Annotated in this window: 30 protein-coding genes; 12 read left to right on the forward strand and 18 right to left on the reverse strand. The window is 61.0% G+C overall.

The window, feature by feature from the left end; genetic code table 11:
• Nucleotides 1-325 precede the first annotated feature (325 nt).
• Nucleotides 326-601, forward strand: coding sequence for a DUF6124 family protein (locus CIB54_RS15540; RefSeq protein ID WP_101220218.1), 276 nt, complete (start codon nt 326-328; stop codon nt 599-601).
• Between the two features lie 73 nt (nt 602-674).
• Here the strand turns inward: CIB54_RS15540 and CIB54_RS15545 are convergent, their stop codons facing one another.
• The 10 genes from CIB54_RS15545 to ccmA all read right to left on the reverse strand — a co-directional run bounded on the left by CIB54_RS15545 (nt 675) and on the right by ccmA (nt 8,020).
• On the reverse strand, nt 675-1,070 hold the full coding sequence (locus CIB54_RS15545) for a hypothetical protein (protein ID WP_101220219.1): 396 nt from the start codon (nt 1,068-1,070) through the stop codon (nt 675-677).
• A 15-nt stretch (nt 1,071-1,085) separates the two neighbouring features.
• Nucleotides 1,086-2,270: a c-type cytochrome biogenesis protein CcmI gene (gene ccmI / locus CIB54_RS15550; protein ID WP_101220220.1), complete on the reverse strand. Its 1,185-nt coding sequence runs from the start codon at nt 2,268-2,270 to the stop codon at nt 1,086-1,088.
• Nucleotides 2,263-2,736 carry a cytochrome c-type biogenesis protein gene (locus CIB54_RS15555; RefSeq protein ID WP_065949150.1) on the reverse strand — a complete coding sequence of 158 codons (474 nt, stop codon included), beginning with the start codon at nt 2,734-2,736 and terminating at the stop codon, nt 2,263-2,265. Before CIB54_RS15555 ends, ccmI begins: the two co-directional genes overlap by 8 nt.
• Complete coding sequence (locus tag CIB54_RS15560; protein ID WP_065949151.1) at nt 2,733-3,269, reverse strand: DsbE family thiol:disulfide interchange protein; 537 nt, start codon at nt 3,267-3,269, stop codon at nt 2,733-2,735. Before CIB54_RS15560 ends, CIB54_RS15555 begins: the two co-directional genes overlap by 4 nt.
• Complete coding sequence (locus CIB54_RS15565; protein WP_101220221.1) at nt 3,266-5,251, reverse strand: heme lyase CcmF/NrfE family subunit; 1,986 nt, start codon at nt 5,249-5,251, stop codon at nt 3,266-3,268. Before CIB54_RS15565 ends, CIB54_RS15560 begins: the two co-directional genes overlap by 4 nt.
• A gap of 3 nt (nt 5,252-5,254) precedes the next feature.
• Nucleotides 5,255-5,710 (reverse strand): cytochrome c maturation protein CcmE, encoded by a 456-nt coding sequence (ccmE, locus tag CIB54_RS15570; RefSeq protein ID WP_065894757.1) that lies wholly within the window; start codon nt 5,708-5,710, stop codon nt 5,255-5,257.
• On the reverse strand, nt 5,707-5,883 hold the full coding sequence (ccmD, locus tag CIB54_RS15575; RefSeq protein ID WP_057722744.1) for a heme exporter protein CcmD: 177 nt from the start codon (nt 5,881-5,883) through the stop codon (nt 5,707-5,709). The genes ccmE and ccmD overlap by 4 nt, the downstream gene beginning before the upstream one ends.
• On the reverse strand, nt 5,880-6,635 hold the full coding sequence (locus tag CIB54_RS15580) for a heme ABC transporter permease (RefSeq protein WP_065949154.1): 756 nt from the start codon (nt 6,633-6,635) through the stop codon (nt 5,880-5,882). Before CIB54_RS15580 ends, ccmD begins: the two co-directional genes overlap by 4 nt.
• Before the next feature lie 84 nt (nt 6,636-6,719).
• Complete coding sequence (ccmB, locus tag CIB54_RS15585; RefSeq protein WP_065949155.1) at nt 6,720-7,388, reverse strand: heme exporter protein CcmB; 669 nt, start codon at nt 7,386-7,388, stop codon at nt 6,720-6,722.
• A complete protein-coding gene (gene ccmA / locus CIB54_RS15590; RefSeq protein WP_065949156.1) occupies nt 7,385-8,020 on the reverse strand; it encodes a cytochrome c biogenesis heme-transporting ATPase CcmA in 636 nt (211 codons plus the stop codon). Before ccmA ends, ccmB begins: the two co-directional genes overlap by 4 nt.
• 220 nt (nt 8,021-8,240) lie before the next feature.
• On the opposite strand from ccmA, the gene CIB54_RS15595 reads away from it, so the two are divergent.
• Together CIB54_RS15595 and CIB54_RS15600 are read left to right on the forward strand one after the other, a co-directional pair.
• Nucleotides 8,241-9,818, forward strand: coding sequence for a flagellar hook-length control protein FliK (locus CIB54_RS15595; protein ID WP_065949157.1), 1,578 nt, complete (start codon nt 8,241-8,243; stop codon nt 9,816-9,818).
• Nucleotides 9,815-10,144, forward strand: coding sequence for an EscU/YscU/HrcU family type III secretion system export apparatus switch protein (locus CIB54_RS15600; RefSeq protein WP_065949158.1), 330 nt, complete (start codon nt 9,815-9,817; stop codon nt 10,142-10,144). Before CIB54_RS15595 ends, CIB54_RS15600 begins: the two co-directional genes overlap by 4 nt.
• A gap of 182 nt (nt 10,145-10,326) precedes the next feature.
• On the opposite strand, the gene glp is transcribed toward CIB54_RS15600, so the two are convergent.
• Both glp and moaB read right to left on the reverse strand, forming a co-directional pair.
• Nucleotides 10,327-11,553 carry a molybdopterin molybdotransferase MoeA gene (gene glp, locus CIB54_RS15605; protein ID WP_101220222.1) on the reverse strand — a complete coding sequence of 409 codons (1,227 nt, stop codon included), beginning with the start codon at nt 11,551-11,553 and terminating at the stop codon, nt 10,327-10,329.
• Complete coding sequence (moaB, locus tag CIB54_RS15610) at nt 11,537-12,076, reverse strand: molybdenum cofactor biosynthesis protein B (RefSeq protein WP_101220223.1); 540 nt, start codon at nt 12,074-12,076, stop codon at nt 11,537-11,539. The genes glp and moaB overlap by 17 nt, the downstream gene beginning before the upstream one ends.
• 76 nt (nt 12,077-12,152) lie before the next feature.
• Between moaB and mobA the strand changes: the two genes are divergently transcribed.
• Entirely contained in the window at nt 12,153-12,755 is a 603-nt protein-coding gene (gene mobA, locus CIB54_RS15615) for a molybdenum cofactor guanylyltransferase MobA (protein ID WP_101220247.1), read from the forward strand.
• A 79-nt stretch (nt 12,756-12,834) separates the two neighbouring features.
• Nucleotides 12,835-13,056: a YgdI/YgdR family lipoprotein gene (locus CIB54_RS15620; protein ID WP_005786486.1), complete on the forward strand. Its 222-nt coding sequence runs from the start codon at nt 12,835-12,837 to the stop codon at nt 13,054-13,056.
• A gap of 55 nt (nt 13,057-13,111) precedes the next feature.
• Here the strand turns inward: CIB54_RS15620 and CIB54_RS15625 are convergent, their stop codons facing one another.
• The 4 genes from CIB54_RS15625 to CIB54_RS15640 form a co-directional block, all read right to left on the reverse strand.
• Nucleotides 13,112-14,002, reverse strand: a complete 891-nt coding sequence (locus CIB54_RS15625) for a pseudouridine synthase (RefSeq protein WP_101220224.1) — start codon at nt 14,000-14,002, stop codon at nt 13,112-13,114.
• Between the two features lie 73 nt (nt 14,003-14,075).
• Entirely contained in the window at nt 14,076-14,411 is a 336-nt protein-coding gene (locus CIB54_RS15630; protein WP_065949162.1) for a transcriptional regulator, read from the reverse strand.
• Nucleotides 14,412-14,485: 74 nt separating this feature from the next.
• Complete coding sequence (locus tag CIB54_RS15635) at nt 14,486-14,722, reverse strand: glutaredoxin family protein (RefSeq protein ID WP_065949163.1); 237 nt, start codon at nt 14,720-14,722, stop codon at nt 14,486-14,488.
• 70 nt (nt 14,723-14,792) lie between these two features.
• Nucleotides 14,793-16,001: an ammonium transporter gene (locus CIB54_RS15640; RefSeq protein WP_065949164.1), complete on the reverse strand. Its 1,209-nt coding sequence runs from the start codon at nt 15,999-16,001 to the stop codon at nt 14,793-14,795.
• Between the two features lie 343 nt (nt 16,002-16,344).
• Between CIB54_RS15640 and CIB54_RS15645 the strand changes: the two genes are divergently transcribed.
• From CIB54_RS15645 to CIB54_RS15675, 7 genes are all read left to right on the forward strand, one after another.
• Nucleotides 16,345-16,659, forward strand: a complete 315-nt coding sequence (locus tag CIB54_RS15645; protein WP_065885163.1) for an ElaB/YgaM/YqjD family protein — start codon at nt 16,345-16,347, stop codon at nt 16,657-16,659.
• 4 nt (nt 16,660-16,663) lie between these two features.
• Nucleotides 16,664-17,053, forward strand: a complete 390-nt coding sequence (locus CIB54_RS15650) for a phage holin family protein (protein WP_101220225.1) — start codon at nt 16,664-16,666, stop codon at nt 17,051-17,053.
• A complete protein-coding gene (locus CIB54_RS15655) occupies nt 17,050-17,388 on the forward strand; it encodes a hypothetical protein (protein ID WP_065885162.1) in 339 nt (112 codons plus the stop codon). The genes CIB54_RS15650 and CIB54_RS15655 overlap by 4 nt, the downstream gene beginning before the upstream one ends.
• Nucleotides 17,389-17,556: 168 nt before the next feature.
• Complete coding sequence (locus tag CIB54_RS15660) at nt 17,557-18,888, forward strand: deoxyguanosinetriphosphate triphosphohydrolase (protein ID WP_101220226.1); 1,332 nt, start codon at nt 17,557-17,559, stop codon at nt 18,886-18,888.
• 166 nt (nt 18,889-19,054) lie between these two features.
• Entirely contained in the window at nt 19,055-19,441 is a 387-nt protein-coding gene (locus CIB54_RS15665) for a response regulator (RefSeq protein WP_065949215.1), read from the forward strand.
• A gap of 264 nt (nt 19,442-19,705) precedes the next feature.
• Nucleotides 19,706-20,332, forward strand: coding sequence for a response regulator transcription factor (locus CIB54_RS15670; protein ID WP_065949168.1), 627 nt, complete (start codon nt 19,706-19,708; stop codon nt 20,330-20,332).
• Nucleotides 20,333-20,340: 8 nt separating this feature from the next.
• Nucleotides 20,341-23,976: a transporter substrate-binding domain-containing protein gene (locus tag CIB54_RS15675; RefSeq protein ID WP_101220227.1), complete on the forward strand. Its 3,636-nt coding sequence runs from the start codon at nt 20,341-20,343 to the stop codon at nt 23,974-23,976.
• Nucleotides 23,977-24,134: 158 nt separating this feature from the next.
• Here the strand turns inward: CIB54_RS15675 and CIB54_RS15680 are convergent, their stop codons facing one another.
• Together CIB54_RS15680 and CIB54_RS15685 are read right to left on the reverse strand one after the other, a co-directional pair.
• On the reverse strand, nt 24,135-24,617 hold the full coding sequence (locus tag CIB54_RS15680) for a GAF domain-containing protein (protein ID WP_101220228.1): 483 nt from the start codon (nt 24,615-24,617) through the stop codon (nt 24,135-24,137).
• Complete coding sequence (locus CIB54_RS15685) at nt 24,614-25,504, reverse strand: ATP-binding protein (protein ID WP_065949171.1); 891 nt, start codon at nt 25,502-25,504, stop codon at nt 24,614-24,616. Before CIB54_RS15685 ends, CIB54_RS15680 begins: the two co-directional genes overlap by 4 nt.
• Nucleotides 25,505-25,657 lie beyond the last annotated feature (153 nt).

Here is a 25,657-nt window from a genome sequence, read left to right on the forward strand (position 1 = left end):
CTGCTTGCTCGTCACCACTCAGACGGCGCAACGGCTGAGCCAGCCAGGAACTTTCCTACGATCTGCGTGGCTTGCAGTTGCTATAACGCACCGTTAGCCTCTCGCAGTCGCTGCTCATCAGCGATCAGGCTTGGTCGCCTGGGTTAGAATGGCGCACAGTGCCGCGCAAGCGGCATTCTTGTGCTCGCGTTATGGCGGGCTGTGCGCGGGAGGGCTCAGGGCCCTGCCGGGTTTCCATTCCCTGGTCGACCAACCTGCGTACAGCTCACCACCCTTCTGCTTGGTCGCGGATGTGGTGAGCTCCAACTGAATGGAGACTGACTGCATGAAAAAGGTTACGCCAAATCCCCCATCATTCCGCCCGGATGACCTTTCACAAACCTCACCCAACCTCATCTTCACCGTCCGCCCCGGCCTCGGCACCGAAGCGGCGTTAAGCAACGCCAGCGAAATGCTGGAGTCGGCGACAGTCTGTGCGTACGACTGCGCCGAGCATCTGGATGGATCAGGCCGCAAGCAGGTGCTGGCGGTCGTGCAGATGATGGAAATTGCACAGTTGTTGGTGAATGAGGCGTTGAACCGGGAGTGTCCTGTAGCTTGATAACAAGATCGTTCCCACGCGTGGGAACGATCAATCAGAGGCAAGAAAAAGGCGACCCGAGGGTCGCCTTTTGTCATTGCGCGTACTGCTTGCTCAACCCAGGCGGAACGCCTTGCACGCTGGTCTCTTCCCACGGCCCATTGGGGCTGATGGAGCGGCTCCAGCCGTTACTCCAGCGGTAATAGGTGCGCTGGCGGTAGAAGGTGTCGGGCTGGTCGTCGAGGACGTACACCTGCATCTTGCCGTCCCAGTGGCTGGCGGCGCCCGGTGGTGGGGCGAAAGTCGGCGATTTGCTCGGCACTGGCTTGGGCGGCGGGGTAACCGGGCCGGAGGGCTTGGTGTCGGGCTGGGTCGACGGGCCCGACGGCGGGATGGTCGGCCCAGTGGGCCCGGGAGGTGGCCGGTGGACCGCACAGGCACTCAGGCCCAATACGAGGCTGAGCAGGGTCATACGTGCAAATGCGGTCATGGGCGTTTCCTCAAATTACTTGTCCGGACTGTCGATGGTCAGCTGCTGCAGCGCAGTGGCGGTGCTGGCCAAGGGTTGGCTGCGGCCGATCCACTCGCCAGCGGTTGGAACACCTGCCCGGGATATGCGCGCAACCAGTTGGACTTCAGGGAAGTTGGACAGTTTCAACTGCGGCATCATCGCGTCGGCATCGCCCAGTTCGACGGTGACCGGCAGCTCGGCAACGGTGACCCGCTTGGCCGCGAGCGGCGCAGGCGGGCCGCTGACGGCGCGGGCGAAGATAAACACGCTGTCGCCCGGCAGGGCCTTGGCTTTCACTTCGGCGGACAGGTCCACGCGCACTTTCAGCACGGCCTTTTGCGCGACAGTGCCGCCGCTCTCCCGGAGCTTCTGCGCAGCGCGATCAATACCGCCTTGCAGCGCAACGCGGGAATTGTCTTCGGGCGGCAGTTGCGCCAGCAGACGATTCCAGTAATCGATAGCCTCCTGATAGCGCTGGCCTTCAAAGGCGGCAATACCGAGCAGGCCGAGGCTGGTGACTTCCTTTGGATCGAGCTTCAAGGCTTCGTCGGTCAGCGCCTGAACCTTGGGCGACCACTGTTTGTTGTCGGCAAAATACTGCGCCTGGGCCCACTGCCCGAGCAACTCGGGCTGGCGACCGGCCAAGGCAACGCTGCGCTCAAACACCCTGGCGGCATCGGCGGAGCGATCCTGGGCCATGTAGGCACGGCCGAGGAAGTACAGGCCTTCAGCTGAATCCGGCTGGGCCGCCGCGGCACGTTCCAGGCGCTGCGTCATGTCGGCCATCGACACCGGCGGCTGGGAGAACTCGCGGGTCAGCTCGACCTTGTCGCTCGCGCCATAATGCAGGTACAGCGCAACGCCCAGCACCGGCACAAGAAACGCCGCCAACAATGGCAGAGGCTTGCCCAGGCGTGATTCGCGCGGCGTTTGCACACCTTCGGTATCGGCCAGCAATTCACGCGCCGCTTCCGCGCGGCCGGTATCGAGTTGCGCCGCATTCAGGACGCCTTCGTCGCGCTGCACTTGCAGTTCGGCAACGCGCTCTTGATACAGCGCCACGTTCAGCGCGGTGCGATCCTCTTCGCGTTGGGCACGACGGCCGCGCAGGACAGGGATCAACAGGAAACTCAGGGCAATCAACAGCAGCAGGCCGGCTGCAAGCCAGAAATCAATCATCGGTCTTGGTGTCCAGCAGTTGGTCGAGACGTTTACGCTCTTCGGGGGACAGCGCGTCGCTGCCATCGGCAGGCCCGGCGCGGCGACGGCGCACGATGACGGCCATGACCACTACGCCGGTCAGCAACAGCCCGGCGGGGCCGAACCAGAGCAGCGCGGTCTTGCCGGTAAGCGCCGGTTTATAGCGCACAAAATCACCGTAGCGGTCGACCATGAAGTCGATGATCTGCTGGTTGTCCTTGCCCTCCCCCAGCATGCGGAAGATTTCCTTGCGCAAGTCGGCGGCGATGGGCGCGTTGGAGTCGGCGATGTCCTGGTTCTGGCATTTGGGGCAGCGCAGTTCCTTGGTCAGCTCGCGGAAACGCTCGCGCTCACCGTCGTTGGCGAATTCATAGGTGTCGATGGCGGCGTGGGCCACACCGGCCAGGCCCAGCGCCAGGACCACGGCAGCTAACAGGCGCCTCATGGTCTGGCCTCATCGACCAGGGCCTGGTATTTGGCCGCCAATTGCTCGCGCCACACCCCCTCGTCGATCACGCCGACGTACTTGTCGCGGATCACGCCCTTGGCATCGATAAAGAAGGTTTCCGGGGCGCCGTATACGCCCAGGTTCAAACCCAGGTTGCCGTCTTCATCACGAATATCCAGCTGGTACGGGTTGTGAAATTCGGCCAGCCACTTCAAGGCTGCTGCATTGTCATCCTTGTAGTTGATGCCATAGATCACCACGCCCTTCTCGGCGAGTTTGTTCAACACCGGGTGTTCGACGCGGCAGGAGATGCACCAGGTGCCCCACACGTTGACCAGCGCCGGTTTGCCCAGCAGGTCGGCGCGGGTCAGCTGCTTGTCGCCCTGCACAGTGGGCAGCGAGAATTCCGGGAACGGCTTGCCGATCATGGCCGACGGCAACTCGGCCGGGTCCAGGTACAAGCCGCGATAGAGGAACACCGCCACCACCAGGAATGCTGCCAGCGGCAACACCATCAACCCACGCTTCATACTGCCGCTCCCATGCCGAGGGTTTCACGTACCCGGCTCTTGACCTTGACCCGATACCGCCGGTCCAGCGCCGCGAGTACACCACCCAACCCGGTAAGCAAGCCGCCGAACCAGATCCAGCGCACGAACGGTTTCACATGCACGCGTACCGCCCAGGCGCCGTCGCCCAGGGGTTCACCCAACGCCACGTACAGGTCACGGGTGAAACCGGCATCGATACCCGCCTCGGTCATCATCGAACTCTGCACGGTGTACAGGCGTTTTTCCGGGTGCAGCACGGCGATTTCCTTACCGTTGCGCACCACGCGTACAGTGCCTTTGTCTGAAGTGAAATTCGGCCCTTCAAAGTGCCTGGCGCCTTCGAAGATGAACTGGTAACCGCCCAGGTCCATGGACTCGCCGGGAGCCAGGCGCAGGTCGCGCTCGGCGCTGTTCTGGCTCGACAGCACCACGCCCAGGGCGCAGACAGCGATGCCGATGTGGGCGATCTGCATGCCCCAGTAGCTGCGGGTCAAGGTCGGCAAGCCTTTGATCAGGCCCTTGTGGCGGGTCTTGTCGGCGATATCGCGCACGCCGGCCAGCAACACCCAGGCAGCGAGCAGGAACGTGGCGAGCACCGCCCAGTTGAAGTCGCCGTAGGCAACCCCCGCGATCACGGCCAGGGCCACACTGCCCAGCAGCACCGGCATCAGCATGCCGCCCAGCCATTTCACCGGAGTGTCTTTCCAGCGCACCAGCACACCGACCGCCATCACCACCATCAGCAGGCCCATCAACGGAATGAACAAGGCGTTGAAGTACGGCGGGCCGACGGACAGCTTGGCGCCGCTCAAGGCATCCAGCACCAGGGGGTACAGGGTGCCGAGCAGAATCATCGACGCCGCCACCACCAGCACCAGGTTGTTACCCAGCAGCAAGGTTTCCCGCGACCACAGGTTGAAGCCGACCTGGCTCTTGACCACTGGCGCGCGCAGGGCGAACAGGGTCAGCGAACCGCCGACGACAAACAGCAGGAAGATCAGGATGAATACGCCGCGCGCAGGGTCGGAAGCAAACGCGTGCACCGACGTCAGCACCCCGGAACGCACGAGGAATGTGCCGAGCAGGCTGAGGGAAAATGCCGCGATGGCCAGCAACACGGTCCAGCTCTTGAACACGCCGCGTTTTTCGGTAACGGCCAGCGAGTGAATCAGCGCGGTGCCGACCAGCCAGGGCATGAAGGAGGCGTTTTCCACCGGGTCCCAGAACCACCAGCCGCCCCAGCCGAGTTCGTAATAAGCCCACCACGAACCGAGGGTGATGCCGATGCCGAGGAAGGCCCAGGCGACGATGGTCCATGGCCGCGACCAGCGCGCCCAGGCCGCATCGAGACGCCCGCCGAGCAAGGCGGCGATGGCGAAGGCGAAGGCTACGGAAAAGCCGACATAACCCATGTAGAGCATCGGCGGGTGCACGATCAGGCCGATGTCTTGCAGCAGTGGGTTGAGGTCATGCCCGTCCACGGGGATCTGCGGCAGGATGCGGCTGAACGGGTTGGACGTCATGATCAGGAACAGCAGGAAACCGATGCTGATCATGCCCATCACCGCCAGCACCCGCGCCAGCATGACCTGCGGCAACTGGCGGGAGAATACCGACACGGCGAAGGTCCAGCCGCCGAGGATCAGCGCCCACAGCAGCAGCGAACCTTCGTGGGCGCCCCACACGGCGCTGAACTTGTAGTACCAGGGCAATGCGCTGTTGGAGTTATTGGCGACATAGGCGACGGAAAAGTCGTCGGTCATGAACGCGTAGGTCAGGCAACCGAAGGCGAACAGCAAGAACGCGAATTGCCCCCAGGCGGCCGGCTGCGCCAGGCTCATCCACAGGCGGTCACCGCGCCAGGCGCCGAGCAACGGCACCACGGCCTGAACGATGGCAAAGCACAGGGCAAGGATCATCGCCAACTGGCCGAGTTCCGGAATAAACAAAGCGGCGCTCATGACTCAGCCCTCCTTGGCAGGGGTTGGGGCGGATTGGCCGCTGTCCTTGAGGGCTTTGGTCACCTCGGGCGGCATGTATTTTTCATCGTGCTTGGCCAGTACTTCATCGGCCACCACCACGCCACTGGCGTTGAGCTTGCCCAGGGCGACGATGCCCTGGCCTTCGCGGAACAGGTCCGGGAGGATGCCGCGGTAGGTGATGGTCACAGATTTGCTGAAGTCGGTGACCACGAAGCTCACATCCAGCGAGTCTGCGGAACGCTTCAAGGAGCCCTTCTCGACCATGCCGCCGGCGCGGATGCGCGTATCGACCGGCGCTTCGCCATTGGCGATCTGGGTCGGGGTGTAGAACAGGTTGATGTTCTGCTGCAGGGCACTCAAGGCCAGCCCCACGGCAATGCCGACGCCGGCCATGATGGCGAGAATGATCAACAGACGCTTTCTGCGCAACGGATTCACTTATCGGTCTCCCGGCGCAGACGACGCGCCTCTTGTTGCAGGTAACGCTTACGGGCCAGCAGCGGCGCGGCGACGTTGAGGGCCAGCACCGCCAGGCAGATGCCATAGGCCGTCCAGACATACAGGCCGTGGTGGCCCATGGCGAGAAAATCACTGAAAGAAGCAAAACTCATCCACGCGCTCCCAGGCTGGCTCGGACTTCAGCCTTGACCCAACGGGTGCGGGCTTCACGCTTGAGCACTTCGAGGCGCATGCGCATCAGCAGCACCGCGCCGAAGAAACAGTAAAAGCCCAACACCATCAGCAACAGCGGCGCCCACATTTCCACCGGCATCGCCGGTTTTTCAGTGAGGGTGAAGGTGGCGCCCTGGTGCAGGGTGTTCCACCACTCGACCGAGTATTTGATGATCGGGATGTTGATCACGCCGACAATCGCCAGCACCGCGCAGGCCTTGGCGGCGCTGTCGCGGTTGCTGATTGCATTGCCCAGGGCGATCAGGCCGAAGTACAGGAACAGCAGGATCAACATCGACGTGAGCCGCGCATCCCACACCCACCACGAACCCCAGGTGGGTTTGCCCCAGATCGCGCCGGTGACCAGCGCCACGGCAGTCATCCACGCGCCGATGGGCGCGGCACACTGCAGGGCAACGTCGGCGAGCTTCATCTTCCACACAAGGCCGACGATGCCGCATACCGCGAGCATCACGTAGCAGGACTGCGCCAGCATGGCGGCGGGCACATGGATATAGATGATGCGAAAGCTGTTGCCCTGCTGATAGTCCGGTGGCGCAAAGGCCAGGCCCCAGACCAGACCGATGCCGATCAGCAACACGGCGGCGACGCTCAACCACGCCAGCAGCTTGCCGCTGATGCCATAGAACCATTTGGGCGAGCCGAGCTTGTGAAACCAGGTCCAGTTCATTGCTGTTTCTCACGGTTGCTTCTTGTCGCGGCAAGAAGCGTAGGGTCTTTACTGGCCAAGCGTGTCACGCCTGGCCAGACCTCATTATTCGCCGACGCTGATCTTCAGGCCGGCCGCTATGGCAAAGGGTGTCAGGGTTACCGCCAGGGCGGCCAGGCTGCCAAGCCACAGGAGGTAACCGGTCGCCGGCATCCCCATCAACGCGGCCTGCAAAGCGCCGCTGCCGAGGATCAGAACCGGGATGTACAACGGCAGAATCAGCAGGGCCAGTAACAGGCCACCGCGCTTCAAACCGACGGTCAACGCTGCGCCCACCGCCCCCAACAGGCTGAGCACCGGCGTACCGAGCAACAAGGACAGGAGCAGCACCGGCAAGCATTCGACGGGCAAGCCCAGCATCAGCGCCAGCAACGGCGAAAGCAAGACCAGCGCGAGACCGGAAAAAGCCCAGTGTGCCAGCACCTTGGCCAATACCAGAAGTGGCAACGGGTGCGACGAAAGGACCCACTGTTCCAGGGAACCGTCTTCGAAATCACTGCGAAACAGCCCGTCCAGCGAGAGCAGCACGGATAAAAGCGCCGCGACCCACACCAGTCCTGGGGACAAGGTTTGCAACAGTTTAGTCTCGGGACCGACCGCCAACGGGAACAAGGCGATCACGATGGCGAAGAACACCAGCGGGTTGGCCAGTTCCGCCGGACGCCGGCACAACAGCCGTGCTTCGCGGGCGACCAACAGGGCGAATACGCTCATGCCGACCACCTTCCCAGATCCAGGTCACGGTAACCGGCGGGCAGGCGGGTCAAGCTGTGGTGGGTGGTAAGCAGCACCGTGCCGCCCTGCTCACAGTGCCTCGCCAGGTGCTCCTCGAGCTGGGCGACACCGTGTTTATCGAGCGCGGTAAAGGGTTCGTCGAGGATCCACAGCGGCGGGCCCGGCAGATACAAGCGCGCCAGGGCCACACGGCGCTGCTGGCCGGCGGACAGGGTGTGGCAGGGAACGTCTTCAAAGCCCTTCAGGCCCACGGCGGCCAGGGCCTGCCAGATGGCGTCGCGGCTGGCGCGGTGATGCAGGGCGCTGAGCCAACCGAGGTTTTCTTCGGCAGTGAGCACATCCTTGATACCGGCGGCGTGGCCGATCCACACGAGGCTGCGCGCCAGTGCCGTGCGCTGCTCGGCGAGGGGCTTGCCGTTGAGGCGCACAACTCCGGCCGTCGGCTGCATCAACCCGGCCAGCAACCGTAGCAGGCTGGTCTTGCCGCTGCCGTTGGGCCCGCTGACCTGCACCATGTCACCGCCCGCCAGGCGCAGGTCGAGGTGCTCGAACAGCAGGCGCAGGTCGCGTTCACAGGAGAGCGCTACGGCTTCAAGAAGAGGGCTGGTCAAAAGATCGCGGGCCTTTACGGTTCAAGTCGGCGGTGCAGCGGCCGTTATAGAAAGGAGCACAATAACGGCTTTGGCGACCGATTTTAGAGAGCTGGATCAAATAGTTGTGAGGTTTTTAGCGCTCTCTTTGCAGACGGGCGGCATTATACATGCGATGCCCTACGCTAACATGCGATGCCCTACGCTAAAGAGAGCAATTTCCCCAGAGACGATGCACACGATGACCGGCGAGATCAACCTTCCTACGCTTCCTCCCACCCCGGCAGCCGGGCAAAGCCCCGCGCCTGCGCCTGGGGCACTGCTCAAACTGCTGGAGCCGCAGATCGGGCTGATCGATCCTGGGAAAACCGCGAATGCCGAAGTCATCGCCCTTAAACAAGGCGGTGAAGCCTTTCAGTTGCTGCTCAAGCTGACCCTGGACGGCGGCCGCCAGACGCTGGTGCAGGCCAGCAGCGCCCAGCCCTTGCCCTTGGGCAGCAATGTGGCGGTGAGCCAGACGCCGGCGGGCAACCTGGCCCTCAGCCTGCAACAGGCCTTCAGTGCGAACGTCGCCGCCCTCACCCACATCGATACCGCCAAGGTACCGGAAGGTACGCTGCTGCAAGCCAAGGTACTGACCACTCAGATGCTGCCCCAGGGCACGGCGCAACCGGCGATCTATCGTTCGTTGGTGACGGTGCTCAATAACGCCTTGGCCGGCGCGACACTGACGGTGGAAAGCCCACAACCGCTGCGCGTGGGCAGTTTGCTCAGCGCTGTGGTGCAGAACGCGCAAACCCTGAATTTTGTGCCGCTGAGCGGGCTCAAGGATCAATTGGCGGTCACCCAGCAACTGTCGACCCAGCAAAGTCGCCAGGGCTCACTGGATGCGGTCTTCACCGCCCTGCAAAACCTGCCCCGTGGCGACAGCACGTCCGCCGACCTGCGCGCCGCCGCCGACCGTCTGCTCGCTGCGTTGCCCGACCTGGCGCAGGTCAGCAACCCCAAAGTCCTGGCTCAAGTGATCCAGAACAGCGGCGCCTTTCTGGAAGCCAGATTACTCGCAGGGCAGAATCCCCAGATACCACCACTGGACATGAAGGGCGCACTGCTGCGCCTTGTCGCGGACTTATTGCCTGCCCTGCCCGCCAGTACCAACCTGAACGCCATTCTTGCGGCCAACACGCTGGCCCAGGTATTGCCCAATTTTGTACGCAGCCCACTGAACACGCTGGGCCAGGTCAGCGCGCGGCAGGCCCCGGTCAGTTTTCCGCTACCCGAGCGGCTGATGGCCAAGCTGGAAGGCGAAAGCGACCTGGAAAACCTGCTGCGCCTGGCCGCCGGGGCGATCGCCCGATTGCAGAGCCATCAGCTGTCGAGCCTGGAACAGACCGGCACCACCGCCGACGGCCGCCTGCAAACTACCTGGCAACTGGAAATTCCGATGCGCAACCTGCAGGACATCGTCCCTTTGCAGGTGAAGTTCCAGCGCGAGGAGCCAACGCCCGACAAGGAGCAGCCCGAGCGCAAAGACCGCAAAGACCCCAGGCACATGCTCTGGCGTGTCGAACTGGCGTTCGATATGGAGCCGCTGGGGCCGTTGCAGGTGCAGGCGCAATTGACCCAGGGCAAACTCTCCAGCCAGTTGTGGGCGACCCGCGCCTTCACCGCCAGCCTGATCGAAAATCACCTGGGCAGCCTGCGCGAGCGCCTGGTGGCATCCGGGCTCGACGTTGGCGACCTGGATTGCCACCTCGGCACGCCGCCACGCGGGCCAAAAACCGGACTGGAACAACGCTGGGTGGATGAAACCGCATGAAGAACCCTGCCCCTCCCCGCCAGGCGATTGCCCTCAAGTACGACGGCCAACAAGCGCCCACCCTGACCGCCAAGGGCGACGAGGCCCTGGCTGAAGCGATCCTCAAGCTGGCGCGGGAAAACGAAGTGCCCATCTATGAAAATGCCGAGTTGGTGAAGCTGCTGGCGCGCATGGAACTGGGGGACAGTATTCCAGAGGAGTTGTACCGCACGGTGGCAGAGATCATCGCGTTTGCGTGGACGCTGAAGGGCAAGTTTCCAGCGGGGTACGACCCGGATGCGGGACCGGTGGAGCGCGATGTCACTGAGCGTGGGGATGATTACTGAGTAATCCACAAGCTACCGGCCAGTCAAGCGTACATCGCCGTCTGCAGGAGCGAGCTTGCTCGCGAAAAACCTCAACGATAACGCGTGCTTTCTGAATGAACGCAGCGCCTGTGAGTTTTTCGCGAGCAAGCTCGCTCCTACAAAAAGCCTTAGGCAAGCCCCCTCCCACATTCAGATCCAGGTCAGTTCAGGACTTCGTTCAGGGGAATGAAATTGACTCGGTCGCCGACGGCTAATGTGGTCCCTTCCATCACCTCCACAAATCCTTCAGCCCACGCTGCGCTGCGCAGCACACCGGAGCTCTGGTTGTGGTAGATGATTGCCTTGCCCTGCTCGATGCGCCCGCGCAGGTACTCGCGACGGTTGCCGGGCTTGGCCCAGACGAACCCGGCCGGCACTTCGAAACGCAGGGGCTGCACGTCCTCCACACCCTGACGACGCAGCAGGTAAGGCCGTGCCAACAGGGCAAAGGTCACCAGGGTCGACGCGGGATTGCCTGGCAGGCCGATCACCGGCACGCCACGAAAATGCCCGAAGGTCAGCGGCTTGCCCGGCTTGATCGCCAGTTTCCACAGCGCCAGCTCGCCCTCTTCACGCAAGGCAATGCCCAGAAAATCCGCCTCGCCCACCGACACTCCGCCCGTGGACAGGATCAAGTCGACGTTGCCCAACCCGGCCAACCGTGTGCGGGTCTGTTCCAGGTCGTCCGGCAGAATGCCGGCATCGATCACGTCGCAGCCCATGCGCGTCAGCCAACTGCACAGCACGCGGCGGTTGCTGTTGTAGATCTGGCCCGGCCCCAGGGGCAACCCAGGCTCGATCAGCTCATCGCCGGTCGACAGCACCGCCACACGCACACGGCGCACCACGTCCAGGCGATCACGCCCCAGCGACGCAGCCAGGCCCAGTTCGATCGGGCCCAGACGCGTACCTGCCGGCAACACCAACTCGCCGACCGTGGTTTCCTGGCCTTGCGCACGGATGTTCTGGCCCGCTTGCAACGGCTCGCTGAAACCCACCCGCTCATCGCCGTGAATGATCGCGTTTTCCTGCATTTCGACGCAGTCCGCACCCTGAGGCACCGGAGCACCCGTAAAAATGCGCGCACAGGTGCCGGGCACCAACGGCTCGGGCGCATTGCCAGCGAAAATACGTTGGCTGACCGGCAATGGCGCGCCGGCCCAGTCCGCGACGCGCAGGGCGTAGCCATCCATGGCACTGTTGGGCCAGGGTGGCAGGTCGAGGGTGGAGACCAGGTCCTGTGCCAGTACGCGGCCATCGCATTCGGCCAGGCGTACTGTTTCGCGCTCGAGGATCGGCGCGGCGTCGGCCATGTCCAGCAAACGCTGCAAGGCCGCTTCCACCGGCATCAAGGCGCCGGTTTTGCCGGGCTTATCCACGGGTTTCACAGGGCTCGGCCTGCTTGAGGTGAGGCACGAAATTGCATGGCCGATGACGGTTGTCCAGTTGTTCGGCCAGGATGCCGTCCCAACCGGTGCGCACGGCGTTGGTGGAGCCCGGCAGACAGCACACCAGGGTGCCGTTGGCCAGGCCGGCCAGGGCGCGCGATTGCACAGTGGAGGTGCCGATATCGGCCACGGAGATCTGGCGGAACAGCTCACCAAACCCATCGACCTGCTTGTCCAACAGGCAGCTCACCGCTTCGGGTGTGCTGTCGCGGCCGGTAAAGCCGGTGCCGCCGGTGATCAACACCACCTGCACCACGTCTTCGGCGATCCAGTGGGCGACCTGGGCGCGGATTTTGTAAAGGTCGTCCTTGAGCAGCACACGCTCGGCCAGGATGTGGCCGGCGGCGGTCAGGCGGTCGACGAAGACCTGGCCCGAGGTGTCGGTGTCCAGGGTGCGGGTGTCGCTGACGGTCAATACAGCGATATTCAGAGGTACGAAAGGCGCATCAGCCTTGGCTTTCATGGCACGGTCCGGTTGTCGAAGGAACAGCCCGATGTTATATCACAAGCCTCTGTTTACCTGCCGCAGCGGAACCCTCATGCCCCTTGAATCCTTACCCCTGCCCTGCTCGATTCTGTTGTTGGCCGGCGGTCGTGGCCAGCGCATGGGTGGCCAGGACAAAGGCCTGCTGGAGTGGCGCGGCCAGCCCTTGATTGCGCACCTGCAACGCCTGGCACGACCGCTCACGGACGACCTGATCATTTCGTGCAACCGCAACCATGGGCGGTATGCGGCCTATGCCGATCAACTGGTGAGCGACGAGAGCCCGGACTTTCCCGGACCACTTGCCGGTATCCGTGCGGGACTCTTCGCCGCACGTCATGGGCATCTGCTGATCCTGCCCTGTGATGTACCGCAAATCGATGCGCGATTGCTGACCGACCTGCGTGCGACCGCACGACTCAACCGGCAGGTTCCGGTGATGGTGCGCCATGGCGAGTTCTGGGAACCCTTGCTCTGCATCATCCCTGTCGCCTTGAAGGATCAGGTGGAACGGGCCTGGAAAGCCGGCGAACGCAGCCCGCGTAAAATCCTGCTGCAGCTGGGCGCCGTGGGCCTGGAATGCCCGGCCGATGACCCTCGCCTGGCGAATCTCAATACACCGGACCTGTTGCACACAAGGCCTGGCGTGTCAGAATGAGGCTTGCATCAGGAACTTTGCCGGCGTTGCACACGTCACAAGGTCAGCATTTTAAAAGTATTCTCTCGGAGACAAACTCATGACTCAACGGACCATCGCCGCTCTCATGCTTGCACTGGGCCTCGCCACCCTCGCCGGTTGCGCCTCGCCGACAGTGATCACCCTGAATGACGGTCGCGAAATCCAGGCCGTCGACACCCCGAAATTTGATGAAGATTCGGGCTTCTACGAATTCCAACAGCTTGACGGCAAGCGCACCCGCATCAACAAGGATCAGGTTCGCACCGTTAAAGACTTGTAAGCCTTACCGCTTGCCCACAAGGCCCGCCTCGCGCGGGCCTTGTCGTTTCCGGCACTTACCAGTCCAGAGTGATTTCACTGCCAAAGGTGCGTTCCTGGCCGCTGATCGGGTCGATAAAACGCACGCCCTGGGCCAACAACTTGAGCGGGTTGGCGTAATCGTCCTCGGCGTCCTTGATCACATCGGGATAGAACGGATCATTGCAGATACTCGCCCCAAGCGCAGTCATGTGCACACGCAGCTGGTGCTTCTTGCCGGTGACCGGGAACAGGCCGTAGCGCCATAGATCGCCGTGCTTTTCGCGCACCTGCACCGCCGTTTCGGTATTGCTGGCACCGGGGCCTTCCTGCATGCGGAAAAAAGGCTCACCGTCCACCAGCCGGCTCTTGTGCACCAGGGGAAATGCCAGGCCAGGCAAGGCCGGGGCAATGGCTTCGTAGAATTTATCGATACGCCGCGTGGGAAACAGTTGCTGATAAGCCGCGCGGCTGGCGGGATTGGCCGAGAACAGCACCAGCCCTGCGGTATGCCGGTCAATACGATGCAGGGGCACCAGGGCGGGGTTGTCCAGACGCCGGATCAAACGGCGCAACAGCGTCTGTTCGACATACTCGCCTGCGGGGGTCACCGGTAGAAAATGCGGTTTGTCGGCTACCACCAGATGCTCATCGGCGTACAGGATGGTTTCCTGTACCGGAATCACTTTCTCGTTGGGCACTTCACGAAAGTAATAGATGCACAGGCCTTCCTTGTAGGCCAGGTCCAGCCTGATGGGCTGCCCATTGCTATCCAGCACCCGCCCACGGGCAATGCGGTCCAGCCATTGTTCACGGGCAATCGCCGGGAAGTGCTCGCACAGGCAATCGAGCACCGTCACCCACGGTCCAGGCGGCAGGTACAAGGTGCTGGCTTGGTGCTGTGAAGGGGAAAAACCGGAAGTGGACATGCAGATGCTCAAAGCCTGGAATAAACAGGCGGGCATTATCCCGCATGGCGCGGGATTGAGCCTAGGAGATATCTCAGGCCTTGGCCAGTTGCACGCGCAAAACCGGCGAAGCGCTCGCCGCCTCGGTAAACTCCTTGAGCCAGCGCAGTACGTCCACGGCCTCCCAACGGCCCGGGTCATAGAGCGCGTAGAGCAGGCCCTGATAGCCCACGACATCCAGCTGCTTGTGATAACCGGCACGCTGGAACAGCGCTTCGATTTCCGCAAAACAGGTGTTGAAATGCACTTTGTTGAAGGGCGTCTTGCCTTCCGTGACCAGGCCATCCAGGCGCAGCTCGTTCACCGCATCGCGCACGACGTCGGCGGACATGCGATTGACGCTGCTTTTCAATTGTTCGACATTCACCACGGGCGTTCCCTCAATTCAATCGCTGTACAAACATACAGTAACGTAATATTCGGAAACCCGCCATCGCATAAACGTCAGCGCAGGAAAGCAACCACCTGCTCAGTGTCGAACGGCCAGTCCAGCTCAGCCCCCGTATCCACCCGCCTGAGCACCGGAATCCGCAGGCCGTAGACCTCCGTCAGGTCAACGGGAGCGGTGATATCCATCAGCTCCACGAGTAACCCGCGTTCGACAAGCGGCATGATTTCGGCTTCGGCAATTTCACACAGATGGCAACCCAGGGTGCCGAACAGCTGGCATTCAGCAGGCATGGCAAAGGCTCTCGGATGGAAAAACACGTCACCATTCTAAGCCCAACACTGCTCGGTCGGCGCACACGGATCAATCCTGACTGACCGCGCCGATCTTGTGGATCGACAGGTCCGCACCGTAATACTCCTCTTCCTGGCTCAGGCGCAGCCCGCAAACGCGCTTGATCACCCCGTACACCAGCAGGCCGCCGATCAGCGCGACGGCAACGCCAAGGGCGGTGCCGATCAACTGGCTGATCAGGCTCACACCGCCCAGCCCACCCAGGGCCGTCTGCCCGAAGAGGCCGCAGGCAATCCCGCCCCATACGCCACACAGGCCATGCAGCGGCCATACACCCAATACATCATCGATCTTCCAACGATCCTGGGCGGCCATGAAGCACCACACGAACAAGCCCCCCGCGACCACGCCGGTGACCAGCGCGCCCACCGGATGCATCAGGTCGGAACCGGCACAGACCGCCACCAGCCCGGCCAGCGGGCCGTTGTGCAGAAAGCCCGGGTCATTGCGACCGATCACCAACGCAGCGACGGTGCCGCCGACCATCGCCATCAGCGAGTTGACCGCCACCAGGCCGCTGACGCCATTGAGGGTCTGCGCGCTCATCACGTTAAAGCCGAACCAGCCCACGATCAGAATCCACGAGCCCAGCGCCAGAAACGGAATGCTTGAGGGAGCAAACGCCACCAGCCGCCCTTCGCGGTAGCGCCCGTTGCGCGGCCCGAGCAACAACACCGCCGCCAGCGCCAGCCAACCGCCCATGGCATGCACCACCACCGATCCGGCGAAGTCATGGAAGCTGGCGCCAAAGGTCGCGAGCAGCCAGGCTTGCAGGCCGAAATTGCCATTCCACACCAGGCCTTCGAAGAACGGGTAGATGAACGCCACAATCAGGGCCGTTGCACACAGCTGAGGCGCGAATTTCGCACGCTCGGCAATCCCTCCGGAAATAATCGCCGGGATCGCCGCGGCAAAGGTCAGCAGGAAGAAAAATTTCACCAGGCCGTAGCCATGATCCGCACTGATCACCGCCGCCGGCTGCATGAAACTGACCCCGTAGGAGATCCAGTAGCCTATAAAGAAATACGCCAGGGTGGAGATCGCGAAGTCACTGAGGATTTTCGACAATGCGTTGACCTGGTTCTTCTGGCGCACCGTGCCGACTTCCAGGAAGGCAAACCCGGCGTGCATGGCCAGGACCATGACCGCGCCAATCAGGATGAACAGTGTGTTGGAGCTATGGACAAGCGTGTCCACCGCACTTTGCAAATTTTCCATGGAGGTCGGCAGGCCTGCAGTAAGGCAAAAAGCACCAAAGCGGTTCAAACCGCGATTGCTCGCACTAAATTGGCACCAAAGCGCCAGGCCTTCTTCAGAGGCCGTGAACCGCTTTAGCGCAGCGCTCGACACAACCGGCGATCCGCGACAGGGTATTTGCACGAGTTTCAGTTAATTAGGGTAAGGTTTTTCAAGGCTTGCGCCTCGACCGCCCGGATTCAGCGCAGCCCTCAGGGCGTGCGCACCAAGGCAAAGCAAAAGCTGTACCACACAATCGCAGTGAACCTTCGGCAAACCCCGCGACTCGAAACCACACGTACAGAACAGCCACACGGAGATAACCATGGCCGGTAAATCAGCAAAGACTGCTCAAGAAATACTGATGGCGGATTTTCAGACCCTCGTCGCCGATACCGAAAGGTTGCTGGACGACACCGCCGTCCTGGCCGGTGACCAGGCTGATGAGCTGCGCACCAGGATCCATGAAAGCCTGCTCAAGGCTCGCGAAACCCTGCAGTTGACCGAAGACTCCCTGCGTGAGCGCGGCCAGGCGGCAATCACCGCGACGGAAGACTACGTGCAGGCCAACCCGTGGCAGTCCGTCGGCATCGCTGCCGGCGTAGGCTTTTTGATCGGTCTGCTGGCTACCAGGCGCTAATATCATGGCTATGGACGAATCCAGCTCGTCAAAGGGCGCAGGTACCACCTCCCGCCGCCTGGGCGCCGCCGTGCTCGGCTTATTGCACAGCCATGTCGAACTCTTCGGCATCGAGTTACAGGAACAGAAGGCACGTACCGTCAGCCTTCTGCTGTTCGCCGGCCTGGCGTTGGTGTTTGCCCTGCTGCTGTTGGTAGGGTTATCGACACTGGTAATGATCCTGGTGTGGGACACCGGCTACCGCCTCACCGGCATCATTTGTCTGTGTGTGTTCTACAGCCTGGCCGCAGTGTTCTGCGGGGTACGCTTGAAAGCGGCGGTGTTCGATGAGTCCACGCCGTTCCATGCCACCCTCGAAGAACTGGCCAATGATCGGGAGCGCCTGTTGCCATGAGCCTGCCTGAACCGCAAAACACGTCCCGTCGGGAAATGCGCAAGGCGTTGATTCGCCTGCGCATGGAAATGCACCGTCAGGAAATCCGTCATGAATCCCAGCAACTCATGGCGCCCCTGCACAGAGTGCGCGACATGCGTCACAACTGGCAGGACAGCCTGGGCATCAAGCACGCGCCGCTGTGGGGCGTTGCGGCGGTGACCCTGATGGGGTTCTTTACCGGCAAGGGCGCCAAAGGCGGCAGTATCAGCAGCGTAACGCGCCTGGTACGGCTTGGAGCCGGGTTGATTCCGCTGATCAAACTGGCCATGCAAGGCGCTTCGCGCAAACGATAAGCCCCGCTTGCCCAATACCACGACCTGACCGCCGGGCCATGTGCGCAACGGCGGTCAGTGCCTGCTGGTCATCGCCATCGAAACAATCGTCTTCAACATTTGCGCTTGCCCCGCCAGCATGGAAACGGGAAGCTGCAACTGTCATTCACCGTACGGAGCGTACCCGCCTTGGATTGGCCCACCCTGTTGACTCGCGAACGTCTTGGCAAGCCGCTGCACAGCCCTGAAGAACTGGGCCGCAGTCCTTTTCACAAAGACCATGACCGCATTATTTTCTCCGGCGCTTTCCGTCGTCTGGGCCGCAAGACTCAAGTGCACCCGGTTACAAGCAACGACCATATCCACACGCGACTGACCCACTCGCTGGAAGTCAGTTGTGTGGGGCGCTCCCTTGGCATGCGCGTCGGCGAAACGTTGCGCGCAGCCCTGCCCGACTGGTGCGACCCAAGCGATCTGGGCATGGTGGTGCAGTCGGCCTGCCTGGCCCATGACATCGGCAACCCGCCCTTCGGGCACTCCGGCGAAGACGCCATTCGCCACTGGTTCCAACAGGCCGCCGGGCGCGGCTGGCTGGATGACATGAGCAGCGCCGAGCGCAATGACTTCCTCAACTTTGAAGGCAATGCCCAGGGCTTCCGTGTACTGACCCAGCTTGAATATCACCAATTCGACGGTGGCACGCGGCTGACCTATGCCACCTTGGGCACCTACCTCAAGTACCCCTGGACTGCCCGCCACGCGGACTCGTTGGGCTACAAGAAACACAAGTTCGGCTGCTACCAGAGTGAGCTGCCGATTCTGGAACAGATCGCGCAAAAACTCGGCCTGCCTCAACTGGAGGAACAACGCTGGGCCCGCCACCCGCTGGTGTACTTGATGGAGGCCGCCGACGACATCTGCTATGCGTTGATTGATCTGGAAGATGGCCTGGAAATGGAGTTGCTGGAGTACGCCGAAGTCGAGTCACTGCTGCTCGACCTGGTGGGTGATGACCTGCCGCAGACGTATCGACAGCTGGGCGCGTCAGACTCCCGCCGTCGCAAGCTGGCAATCCTGCGTGGCAAGGCTATCGAGCACCTGACCAACGCGGCGGCGCGCGCCTTCGTCGAACAGCAGGACGCTCTGCTTGCCGGCACCCTGCCTGGCGATCTGGTTGAGCACATGCACGGTCCGGCAAAGCGTTGTGTACTGGATGCCAAGGACATGGCGCGCAAGAAAATCTTCCAGGACAAGCGCAAGACCCTGCATGAAATCGGCGCCTACACCACCCTGGAGGTTCTGCTGAACGCGTTTTGCGGTGCGGCCCTGGAGCAACACGGCGGACGTACGCCATCGTTCAAGAACCGGCGCATTCTCGACTTGCTGGGCAACAGCGCGCCCGACCCCGCGTGGTCGTTGCATGCCTCGTTCCTGCGCATGATCGATTTTATCGCTGGCATGACCGACAGCTATGCCACCGAGATGGCGCGGGAAATGACAGGCCGTTCCAGTCCTCAGTAACATCTGGATCAAGCCACTCTGCGCCCTAAAGGAATTGCCCTACGACGGGAACAGAGCGGCCTGATCGAATTCGTACATATTCCCGAGGAATAATCACGCACGCCCCCGTGGACCAGACGAGCAACTCCTACGCTCCCATCGATGCTTGACTTACTGTGTGCTCTTTATGCCCAGACACCCCCTTCGTATTCTTCTGGTGGAGGACCATCCCTTTCAACTCCTGGCCACCCAGTGCTTGCTGAGAAGCTTCGGTTTCGACCAACTCACCCCCGTGGAAAATGCGGAGCAGGCCATACGCACAATGATTCAGTCCGAATTCTGTTACGACTTGATGTTATGCGACCAATGCCTACCTGACCTGCCCGGTCTGGAATTGGTGGAAATCGCCAGCCGCGGTCAATTTATTACCAGCGCGATTCTATTGAGCGGACTACCAGCGGCGGAATTGCTCAAACTGACCACACAGGCTGCACAGCGCAACCTTCCACTACTAGGCTGTTTGTTAAAACCGTTGAAAAGAGATGAACTTGAAAGTTTAATGATCTTGATTTAACGCCTATCAAAGTAAGACTTTTAACCTTATCAACTGCGAAAAATAACCTGACCGCCGTGGTAAAACTCATTTTACCGTTAGCCACGCCAGACACCCTGAAAACCCACACATCAGGTGTCACAACTACCTATCACCTTGTAGGCCTATACCTTTTTTGATGTAGGAAACTTCCTGTTTTGTACTTGTTCGCCCCCCGCTTCATGCTGCTGCCGCTTCTTCTGAGCTAATGTGACCGCTTTATTTGCACCTGCATGGAATTTGATTATGAACACCGCTTTTATTATCGACGACCACCCCGTTATACGGCTTGCCATCAGAATGTTACTGGAACATGAAGGCTACAAAGTCGTTGGAGAAACGGATAACGGATGCGATGCCATACAAATGGTCCGCGAATGCCTGCCCGACCTGGTCATTCTGGATATCAGCATCCCGAAACTTGACGGCCTCGAAGTACTCTGCCGATTCAACGCCATGAACACTTCGATGAAAACCCTGGTGCTCACGGCCCAGTGCCCAACTCTGTTTGCCACGCGCTGCATGCGCTCGGGCGCTGACGGTTACGTCTGCAAGGAAGGCGACCTGACCGAACTGCTGAGCGCTATTCGTGCCGTACTATCCGGTTACAACTACTTCCCCAGCCAGGCATTGAATGCAAATGGAACGGAAGGTGCAGACACCCAGGAATTGGAACTGTTCAAAGCCGTTAACGACCGTGAACTTATGGTCCTGCAACTTTTTGCACAAGGTCGCACTAACAAAGAAATAGCCAAAGGCATGTTCCTGAGCAATAAAACAGTCAGCACCTATAAAAAGCGGTTAATGCAAAAACTAAAAGCCCAATCTTTAGTTGAGCTCATCGAGATGGCAAAACGAAACGCGCTAGTGTGAGAAAGCGGATGCCCAGCCGTATCAAGGACTACTTGTTCATATTGAGTGCCAGCCTGTACTTCAGCACTGCCGTGCTCGCGGACTCCTCCATCACCCCACAACATTTCACCTTATTGAGTCGCGCGGGAACCGTTCAACTGGACACTCGACTGGACAGGACCCAGCGCCAGTGGCTGCGGTACAAGCGCGAGCTGGTACTGGGTACTGCCGCGCCTGACTACCCGCCGTTCGACCTCACCTCCAGTGGACGCGACTACGAGGGCCTCACGGCAGATTATGCGGGTCTGCTGGCCAAGGCGCTCGACATACCGGTCAAGGTTCTTCGTTACCCTTCACGGTTGTCCGCCATTCAAGCCCTTGAAGCCGGCGACATTGACTTGCTGGGCTCCTCCAATGGCTTCGAGGCCGCAAACCCCCATCTCACTCTGTCGGCACCTTATGCCGTGGACCAGCCGGTACTGGTCACTCGCGAAGGAGAAAACCGTAGTCTCAGCAATGGCCTGGAAGGGTTGCGCTTGAGCCTGGTTTACCATTATCTGCCCCTCGAAGAGGTGGAGAAGCTGTACCCCAAGGCGGATATCCGCCCCTATCCCTCTTATCAGAATGCGCTGAATGCCGTGGCATTCGACCAGGCGGATGTGTTTCTTGGCGACACCATTTCCACCCATTTCATGATTAACAAGGGCTACCTCAAGAACATTCGCATGGCCAATTTCGGCAAGCATGAAGCTTATGGTTTCAGCTTTGCCCTGCGCAACGACAACCTCATTCTCTTGAGCATCGTCGACACGGTGCTGGCGGCTGTGCCCATCAACGAACGTGACGGCATCGCCAAGCGTTGGAGCGCCGGCAGCGATATCCTCCTGACCGACAAGAAACTGCAATTGACCGCGCGCGAAGAACGCTGGTTGAAGGCGAATCCGGTGGTGAAGGTCATCGTCAACGAAACCTTTGCCCCCCTCACCTTCTTCGACGCCGAAGGCAACTTTCGCGGTATCACCGCCGACCTTCTTGAACTCATTCGCTTGCGTACCGGCTTGCGTTTCGCGGTTCAGCGTGGGCGTGAGGTCGACGCTATGATCGAGCAGGTCGCCACACAGAAGGTCGACATGATCGGGGCCATCGTACCGAGTAACCAACGGGAGGCGCAGTTGAGTTTCAGCCGCCCGTACCTGGAAAACTCCTATGTGCTGCTGACCCGCAAAGAGCCTGGAGCGCCCTTGAACCTGGAGCAGATGACGGGCAAGCGCCTGGCGGTGACCCAAGGTACCCCGCTGGTCGATACTTTGCGCAAGGACTATCCCCGGATTCAACTGGTGGAAACCGGCGATACCTTCAGGGCATCCGAGTTGCTCGCACAAGGGCAAGTGGACGGCGCCGTGAACACGCTGTTGATCGCCAACTATTTCCTGTCCTCGAAAGTTTTCCAGGACAAGCTGCAGATCACTACCACCATCGGCACCAGCCCGGCAACGTTCGCCCTGGCCACATCACGCCATGCCACCGAATTGAGCTCGATCCTCGACAAAGCGCTGCTCAGTATCGCCCCGGATGAAATGGGCGTGATCAACAGTCGCTGGCGCGGCTACACCGTCGAGTCCGACAGCTATTGGCGCAATTACAACCAACTGATTGCCAGGATCGTCATCGGTACCGGGTTGTTGCTCCTGGTTTCGCTGACCTGGAACGCCTACATGCGCCGCCAGATCAGGCAACGAAAAATGGCCGAGCGCGCCCTCAACGATCAGTTCGAGTTCATGCGCGCGCTGGTCAACGAAACGCCACACCCCATCTATGTACGCGATCGTAACGGCTTGCTGCAAACCTGCAATGACAGCTACCTGCAGACATTCGACGTCAAGCGAGAGGATGTCATCGGCAAAAGCGTGACCCAGATGAGCATGGCCCTGGCGCCCGAAGCAGCGCAGTACCATGCCGATTACCTGCGGGTGGTGGCTGAGGGCACGCCATTGATCCTGGACCGTTCGCTGCATATCTATGAGAGGAAGCTGACGATCTACCACTGGATCCTGCCCTACCGCGATTCCATCGGCGAAGTCCAGGGCATCATTGGCGGCTGGATCGACATCAGTGAACGGCGCCAGTTGTTTGATGAGCTGCGTGCTGCCAAAGAACGCGCCGATGAGGCCAACCGTGCCAAAAGCACTTTCCTTGCCACCATGAGCCACGAGATCCGCACGCCGATGAACGCCGTGATCGGCATGCTGGAACTGACGCTCAAGCGCGCCGACCAGGGGCATCTCGACCGTCCGGCGATAGAAGTCGCGTACAACTCGGCCAAGGATCTACTGGAGCTGATAGGCGATATTCTCGATATCGCGCGCATTGAGTCCGGGCGTCTGAGCCTGGCGCCGGAGCGCGTCAATCTGCGGGAAGTGATTGAGTCCGTGGTGCGTGTCTTCGATGGTCTAGCACGCCAGAAAACCCTCAGCCTGCTCTTGGAATTCAAGCCCGACCTGAACGACATCGAAGTCTTGATAGACCCGCTGCGCTTCAAGCAAGTGCTGTCCAACCTCGTGAGCAACGCCATCAAGTTCACCGAACATGGACAGGTGAAGATCAAGGTGGAGGTGCAACCGAGCCAGACACCGGAACAGGTCGAACTGAAGCTGGTCGTGGAAGACACCGGCATAGGCATCAACCGCGACGACCAACTGCGCCTGTTCGAGCCATTCGCCCAGGCCGACAACTCCGGGCACCTGGCCAGAAGCGGCGCCGGCCTGGGCCTGGTGATCTGCCGCAGCCTCTGCGCAATGATGAACGGCCAGTTAAGCCTGAGCAGCGTGCCCATGGTCGGCACCCAGGTACACGTCAACCTGAAAATGCCGCGCCTGCATCCGGTCACGACCGTGGACAAGCATGCGCCAGCCAGGCCGGCCTCTACCCCGGTACTCAATGTGCTGGTGGTAGATGACCACCCGGCGAACCGCCTGCTGATGTGCCAGCAACTGGGCTACCTGGGCCATCAATTCACCGCCGCCGAGCACGGTGCCGCCGGGTTCCAGGCCTGGCGCCAGGAACAGTTCGATCTGGTGATCGCCGACTGCAACATGCCCATCATGAATGGCTACGAGTTAAGCCGTTCCATTCGTGAATACGAGCAACGCGAACAGTTGGCACCCTGCGTGGTACTGGGGTTTACCGCCAATGCCCAACCGGAAGAAAGACAACGCTGCGTGGAAGCGGGCATGGATGACTGCCTGTTCAAACCCATCAGTCTCACGATACTGGAGCGGCAACTGGCGCAGATCACACCGCAACCCACGAGCCAGCGGCTGGACCTGGAGTGCCTGGACGCGCTGACGGGAGGAGATCCGCAGCTGAGTCGACGGTTGCTCGAAGAACTGCTGACCAGCAGCGTTCATGATCGTCAGGCACTCATCGCGCTACTGGATCGCAAGGCGTCATCCATGGACATCATCGAACAAGCCCAAAAGATCAAGGGGGCCGCACGCATCGTTCAAGCCAATGCGTTGGCCGGGCAATGCGAAGCCCTGGAGCAAGCCTGCTCGCGCGACGACGATCGGCGAGTGGTCGAGGCGGGTATCAAATCCCTGGAGAAGCTCATGCTTGAGCTGGAACGGGCGCTACACGTTCAACTGCATGAACTGGACAGCCAATAGGATGCACGGCTCGCCCAGTGTAGGAGCGAGCTTGCTCGCGAAAAACTCACAGGCACCGCGTTCATTCAGCAAGCACGCGTTATCGTTGACATTCTTCGCGAGCAAGCTCGCTCCTACAACGGCGGTGTACGCTTAACTGAGTGGCATTCCCCGCGCGCTCAGCAATCGGTCAAGCGCAGGAAAATAGCCGCCAGCTGTTCGATACCTACTTGGTCCTGAGGCGTAAAACGAGCCAGCGACGGGCTGTCGAGATCAAGAACGCCAATCAACTGGCCGTTCTTGACCAGCGGCACCACCAATTCGCTGTTCGACGCGCTGTCACAGGCAATGTGCCCGGCAAACGCATGCACGTCTTCCACTCGCTGGGTCTGCCGGGTCGCGGCGGCGGCGCCACACACGCCACGCCCGAAAGGAATCCGCACACAGGCAATCTGGCCCTGGAATGGGCCAAGCACCAGCTCGTCATTACGATTGAGGTACAAACCCGCCCAGTTCAGGTCGTCCAGTTGATTGAACAGGAACGCGGAGAATTGCGCGCTGTTGGCGATGAAATCCCGCTCATCGGCCAGCAGCGATTCCAGCTGCGCGCATAGCAAAGCATAGCCATCCAGGCCGGTGCCGGCCTGTTGCAAATCGATCATGGTTGACGCTCCAGCAATGTGAGACCCACCCAGTAACGGGCGAACTGATAGGCGCAGCGGCCATTGCGGTTACCGCGCCCGGTAGCCCAGCGCACGGCAAGAATGTCGAGCTGTTCATCGCGCTGCCACTGCAGGCCGGCCTTGCCTGCAAGCTCACCGATCCAGTGTTCCACCACATTCAGGAAGTGCTCCTGGGTGAACGGGTAGAACGACAGCCACAGGCCAAAACGGTCGGACAAGGCGATCTTGTCTTCCACCGCCTCGCTCGGGTGCAGTTCGCCATCCACGCGCTTCCAATTGTCGTTGTCACTCTGGTTCTCCGGCACCAGGTGACGGCGGTTGGAGGTGGCGTACAGCAACACGTTTTCCGGCGCCTGCTCCAGGGAGCCATCCAGTACACTCTTGAGCACACGATAGTCGCCTTCGCCTGCCTCGAACGACAGGTCGTCGCAGAACAGAATGAAACGCTGCGGCAGTTTGAGCAGTTGCTCGACCACGCGCGGCAGGTCGGCCAGGTGGTCACGCTCGATTTCGATCAGGCGCAGGCCGGCCTTGGCATGCTGGGCGAGCAAAGCGCGGACCATGGAGGACTTGCCGGTACCACGCGAACCCCAAAGCAGCGCATGGTTGGCGGGTAAGCCGTCAAGAAACTGCTGGGTGTTACGCGCCAGCGTTTCTCGTTGCTTGTCGACGCCGATCAGGTCCGACAGGCGCATGTCCAGGCTGACTTGCAGCGGCAACAGGAAGCCTGTGCGGCCTTCGCGCTGCCAGCGTGCGGCCAGGCAGTGATTCCAGTCAATGGCTTGGCGCGGAGCGGGTAGCAGGGGTTCCAGGCGCGCGAGCACTGCGTCAGCCCGTTCAAGAAAGGCATTCAATCGAGAATCCACATCTATTCCTCTGGCAAGTTCTTGTAAAAGATGGCGTATTGGCAACCCTGTGGCAGACCGCACATGGCTGCGAAATTCGATTCATGCCGGGCAAGTCAGCATTGGTGGATGTTCAGCTATGCTTGCCGGGCGAAGGGAAACGTGAAGTGGTTC

The sequence above is a fragment of the Pseudomonas fluorescens genome (genome assembly GCF_002837185.1).
Classification (GTDB): Bacteria; Pseudomonadota; Gammaproteobacteria; order Pseudomonadales; family Pseudomonadaceae; genus Aquipseudomonas; species Aquipseudomonas fluorescens_AM.

What these genes read in the sequence shown, in the direction of transcription:
- CIB54_RS15540 (WP_101220218.1), top strand. Translation starts at nt 326, where the DNA reads ATGAAAAAGGTTACGCCAAATCCCCCATCATTCCGCCCGGATGACCTT.
- CIB54_RS15545 (WP_101220219.1), bottom strand. Translation starts at nt 1,070, where the DNA reads ATGACCGCATTTGCACGTATGACCCTGCTCAGCCTCGTATTGGGCCTG.
- ccmI (WP_101220220.1), bottom strand. Translation starts at nt 2,270, where the DNA reads ATGATTGATTTCTGGCTTGCAGCCGGCCTGCTGCTGTTGATTGCCCTG.
- CIB54_RS15555 (WP_065949150.1), bottom strand. Translation starts at nt 2,736, where the DNA reads ATGAGGCGCCTGTTAGCTGCCGTGGTCCTGGCGCTGGGCCTGGCCGGT.
- CIB54_RS15560 (WP_065949151.1), bottom strand. Translation starts at nt 3,269, where the DNA reads ATGAAGCGTGGGTTGATGGTGTTGCCGCTGGCAGCATTCCTGGTGGTG.
- CIB54_RS15565 (WP_101220221.1), bottom strand. Translation starts at nt 5,251, where the DNA reads ATGAGCGCCGCTTTGTTTATTCCGGAACTCGGCCAGTTGGCGATGATC.
- ccmD (WP_057722744.1), bottom strand. Translation starts at nt 5,883, where the DNA reads ATGAGTTTTGCTTCTTTCAGTGATTTTCTCGCCATGGGCCACCACGGC.
- CIB54_RS15580 (WP_065949154.1), bottom strand. Translation starts at nt 6,635, where the DNA reads ATGAACTGGACCTGGTTTCACAAGCTCGGCTCGCCCAAATGGTTCTAT.
- ccmB (WP_065949155.1), bottom strand. Translation starts at nt 7,388, where the DNA reads ATGAGCGTATTCGCCCTGTTGGTCGCCCGCGAAGCACGGCTGTTGTGC.
- CIB54_RS15595 (WP_065949157.1), top strand. Translation starts at nt 8,241, where the DNA reads ATGACCGGCGAGATCAACCTTCCTACGCTTCCTCCCACCCCGGCAGCC.
- CIB54_RS15600 (WP_065949158.1), top strand. Translation starts at nt 9,815, where the DNA reads ATGAAGAACCCTGCCCCTCCCCGCCAGGCGATTGCCCTCAAGTACGAC.
- moaB (WP_101220223.1), bottom strand. Translation starts at nt 12,076, where the DNA reads ATGAAAGCCAAGGCTGATGCGCCTTTCGTACCTCTGAATATCGCTGTA.
- mobA (WP_101220247.1), top strand. Translation starts at nt 12,153, where the DNA reads ATGCCCCTTGAATCCTTACCCCTGCCCTGCTCGATTCTGTTGTTGGCC.
- CIB54_RS15620 (WP_005786486.1), top strand. Translation starts at nt 12,835, where the DNA reads ATGACTCAACGGACCATCGCCGCTCTCATGCTTGCACTGGGCCTCGCC.
- CIB54_RS15625 (WP_101220224.1), bottom strand. Translation starts at nt 14,002, where the DNA reads ATGTCCACTTCCGGTTTTTCCCCTTCACAGCACCAAGCCAGCACCTTG.
- CIB54_RS15635 (WP_065949163.1), bottom strand. Translation starts at nt 14,722, where the DNA reads ATGCCTGCTGAATGCCAGCTGTTCGGCACCCTGGGTTGCCATCTGTGT.
- CIB54_RS15640 (WP_065949164.1), bottom strand. Translation starts at nt 16,001, where the DNA reads ATGGAAAATTTGCAAAGTGCGGTGGACACGCTTGTCCATAGCTCCAAC.
- CIB54_RS15645 (WP_065885163.1), top strand. Translation starts at nt 16,345, where the DNA reads ATGGCCGGTAAATCAGCAAAGACTGCTCAAGAAATACTGATGGCGGAT.
- CIB54_RS15650 (WP_101220225.1), top strand. Translation starts at nt 16,664, where the DNA reads ATGGCTATGGACGAATCCAGCTCGTCAAAGGGCGCAGGTACCACCTCC.
- CIB54_RS15655 (WP_065885162.1), top strand. Translation starts at nt 17,050, where the DNA reads ATGAGCCTGCCTGAACCGCAAAACACGTCCCGTCGGGAAATGCGCAAG.
- CIB54_RS15665 (WP_065949215.1), top strand. Translation starts at nt 19,055, where the DNA reads ATGCCCAGACACCCCCTTCGTATTCTTCTGGTGGAGGACCATCCCTTT.
- CIB54_RS15670 (WP_065949168.1), top strand. Translation starts at nt 19,706, where the DNA reads ATGAACACCGCTTTTATTATCGACGACCACCCCGTTATACGGCTTGCC.
- CIB54_RS15675 (WP_101220227.1), top strand. Translation starts at nt 20,341, where the DNA reads ATGCCCAGCCGTATCAAGGACTACTTGTTCATATTGAGTGCCAGCCTG.
- CIB54_RS15680 (WP_101220228.1), bottom strand. Translation starts at nt 24,617, where the DNA reads ATGATCGATTTGCAACAGGCCGGCACCGGCCTGGATGGCTATGCTTTG.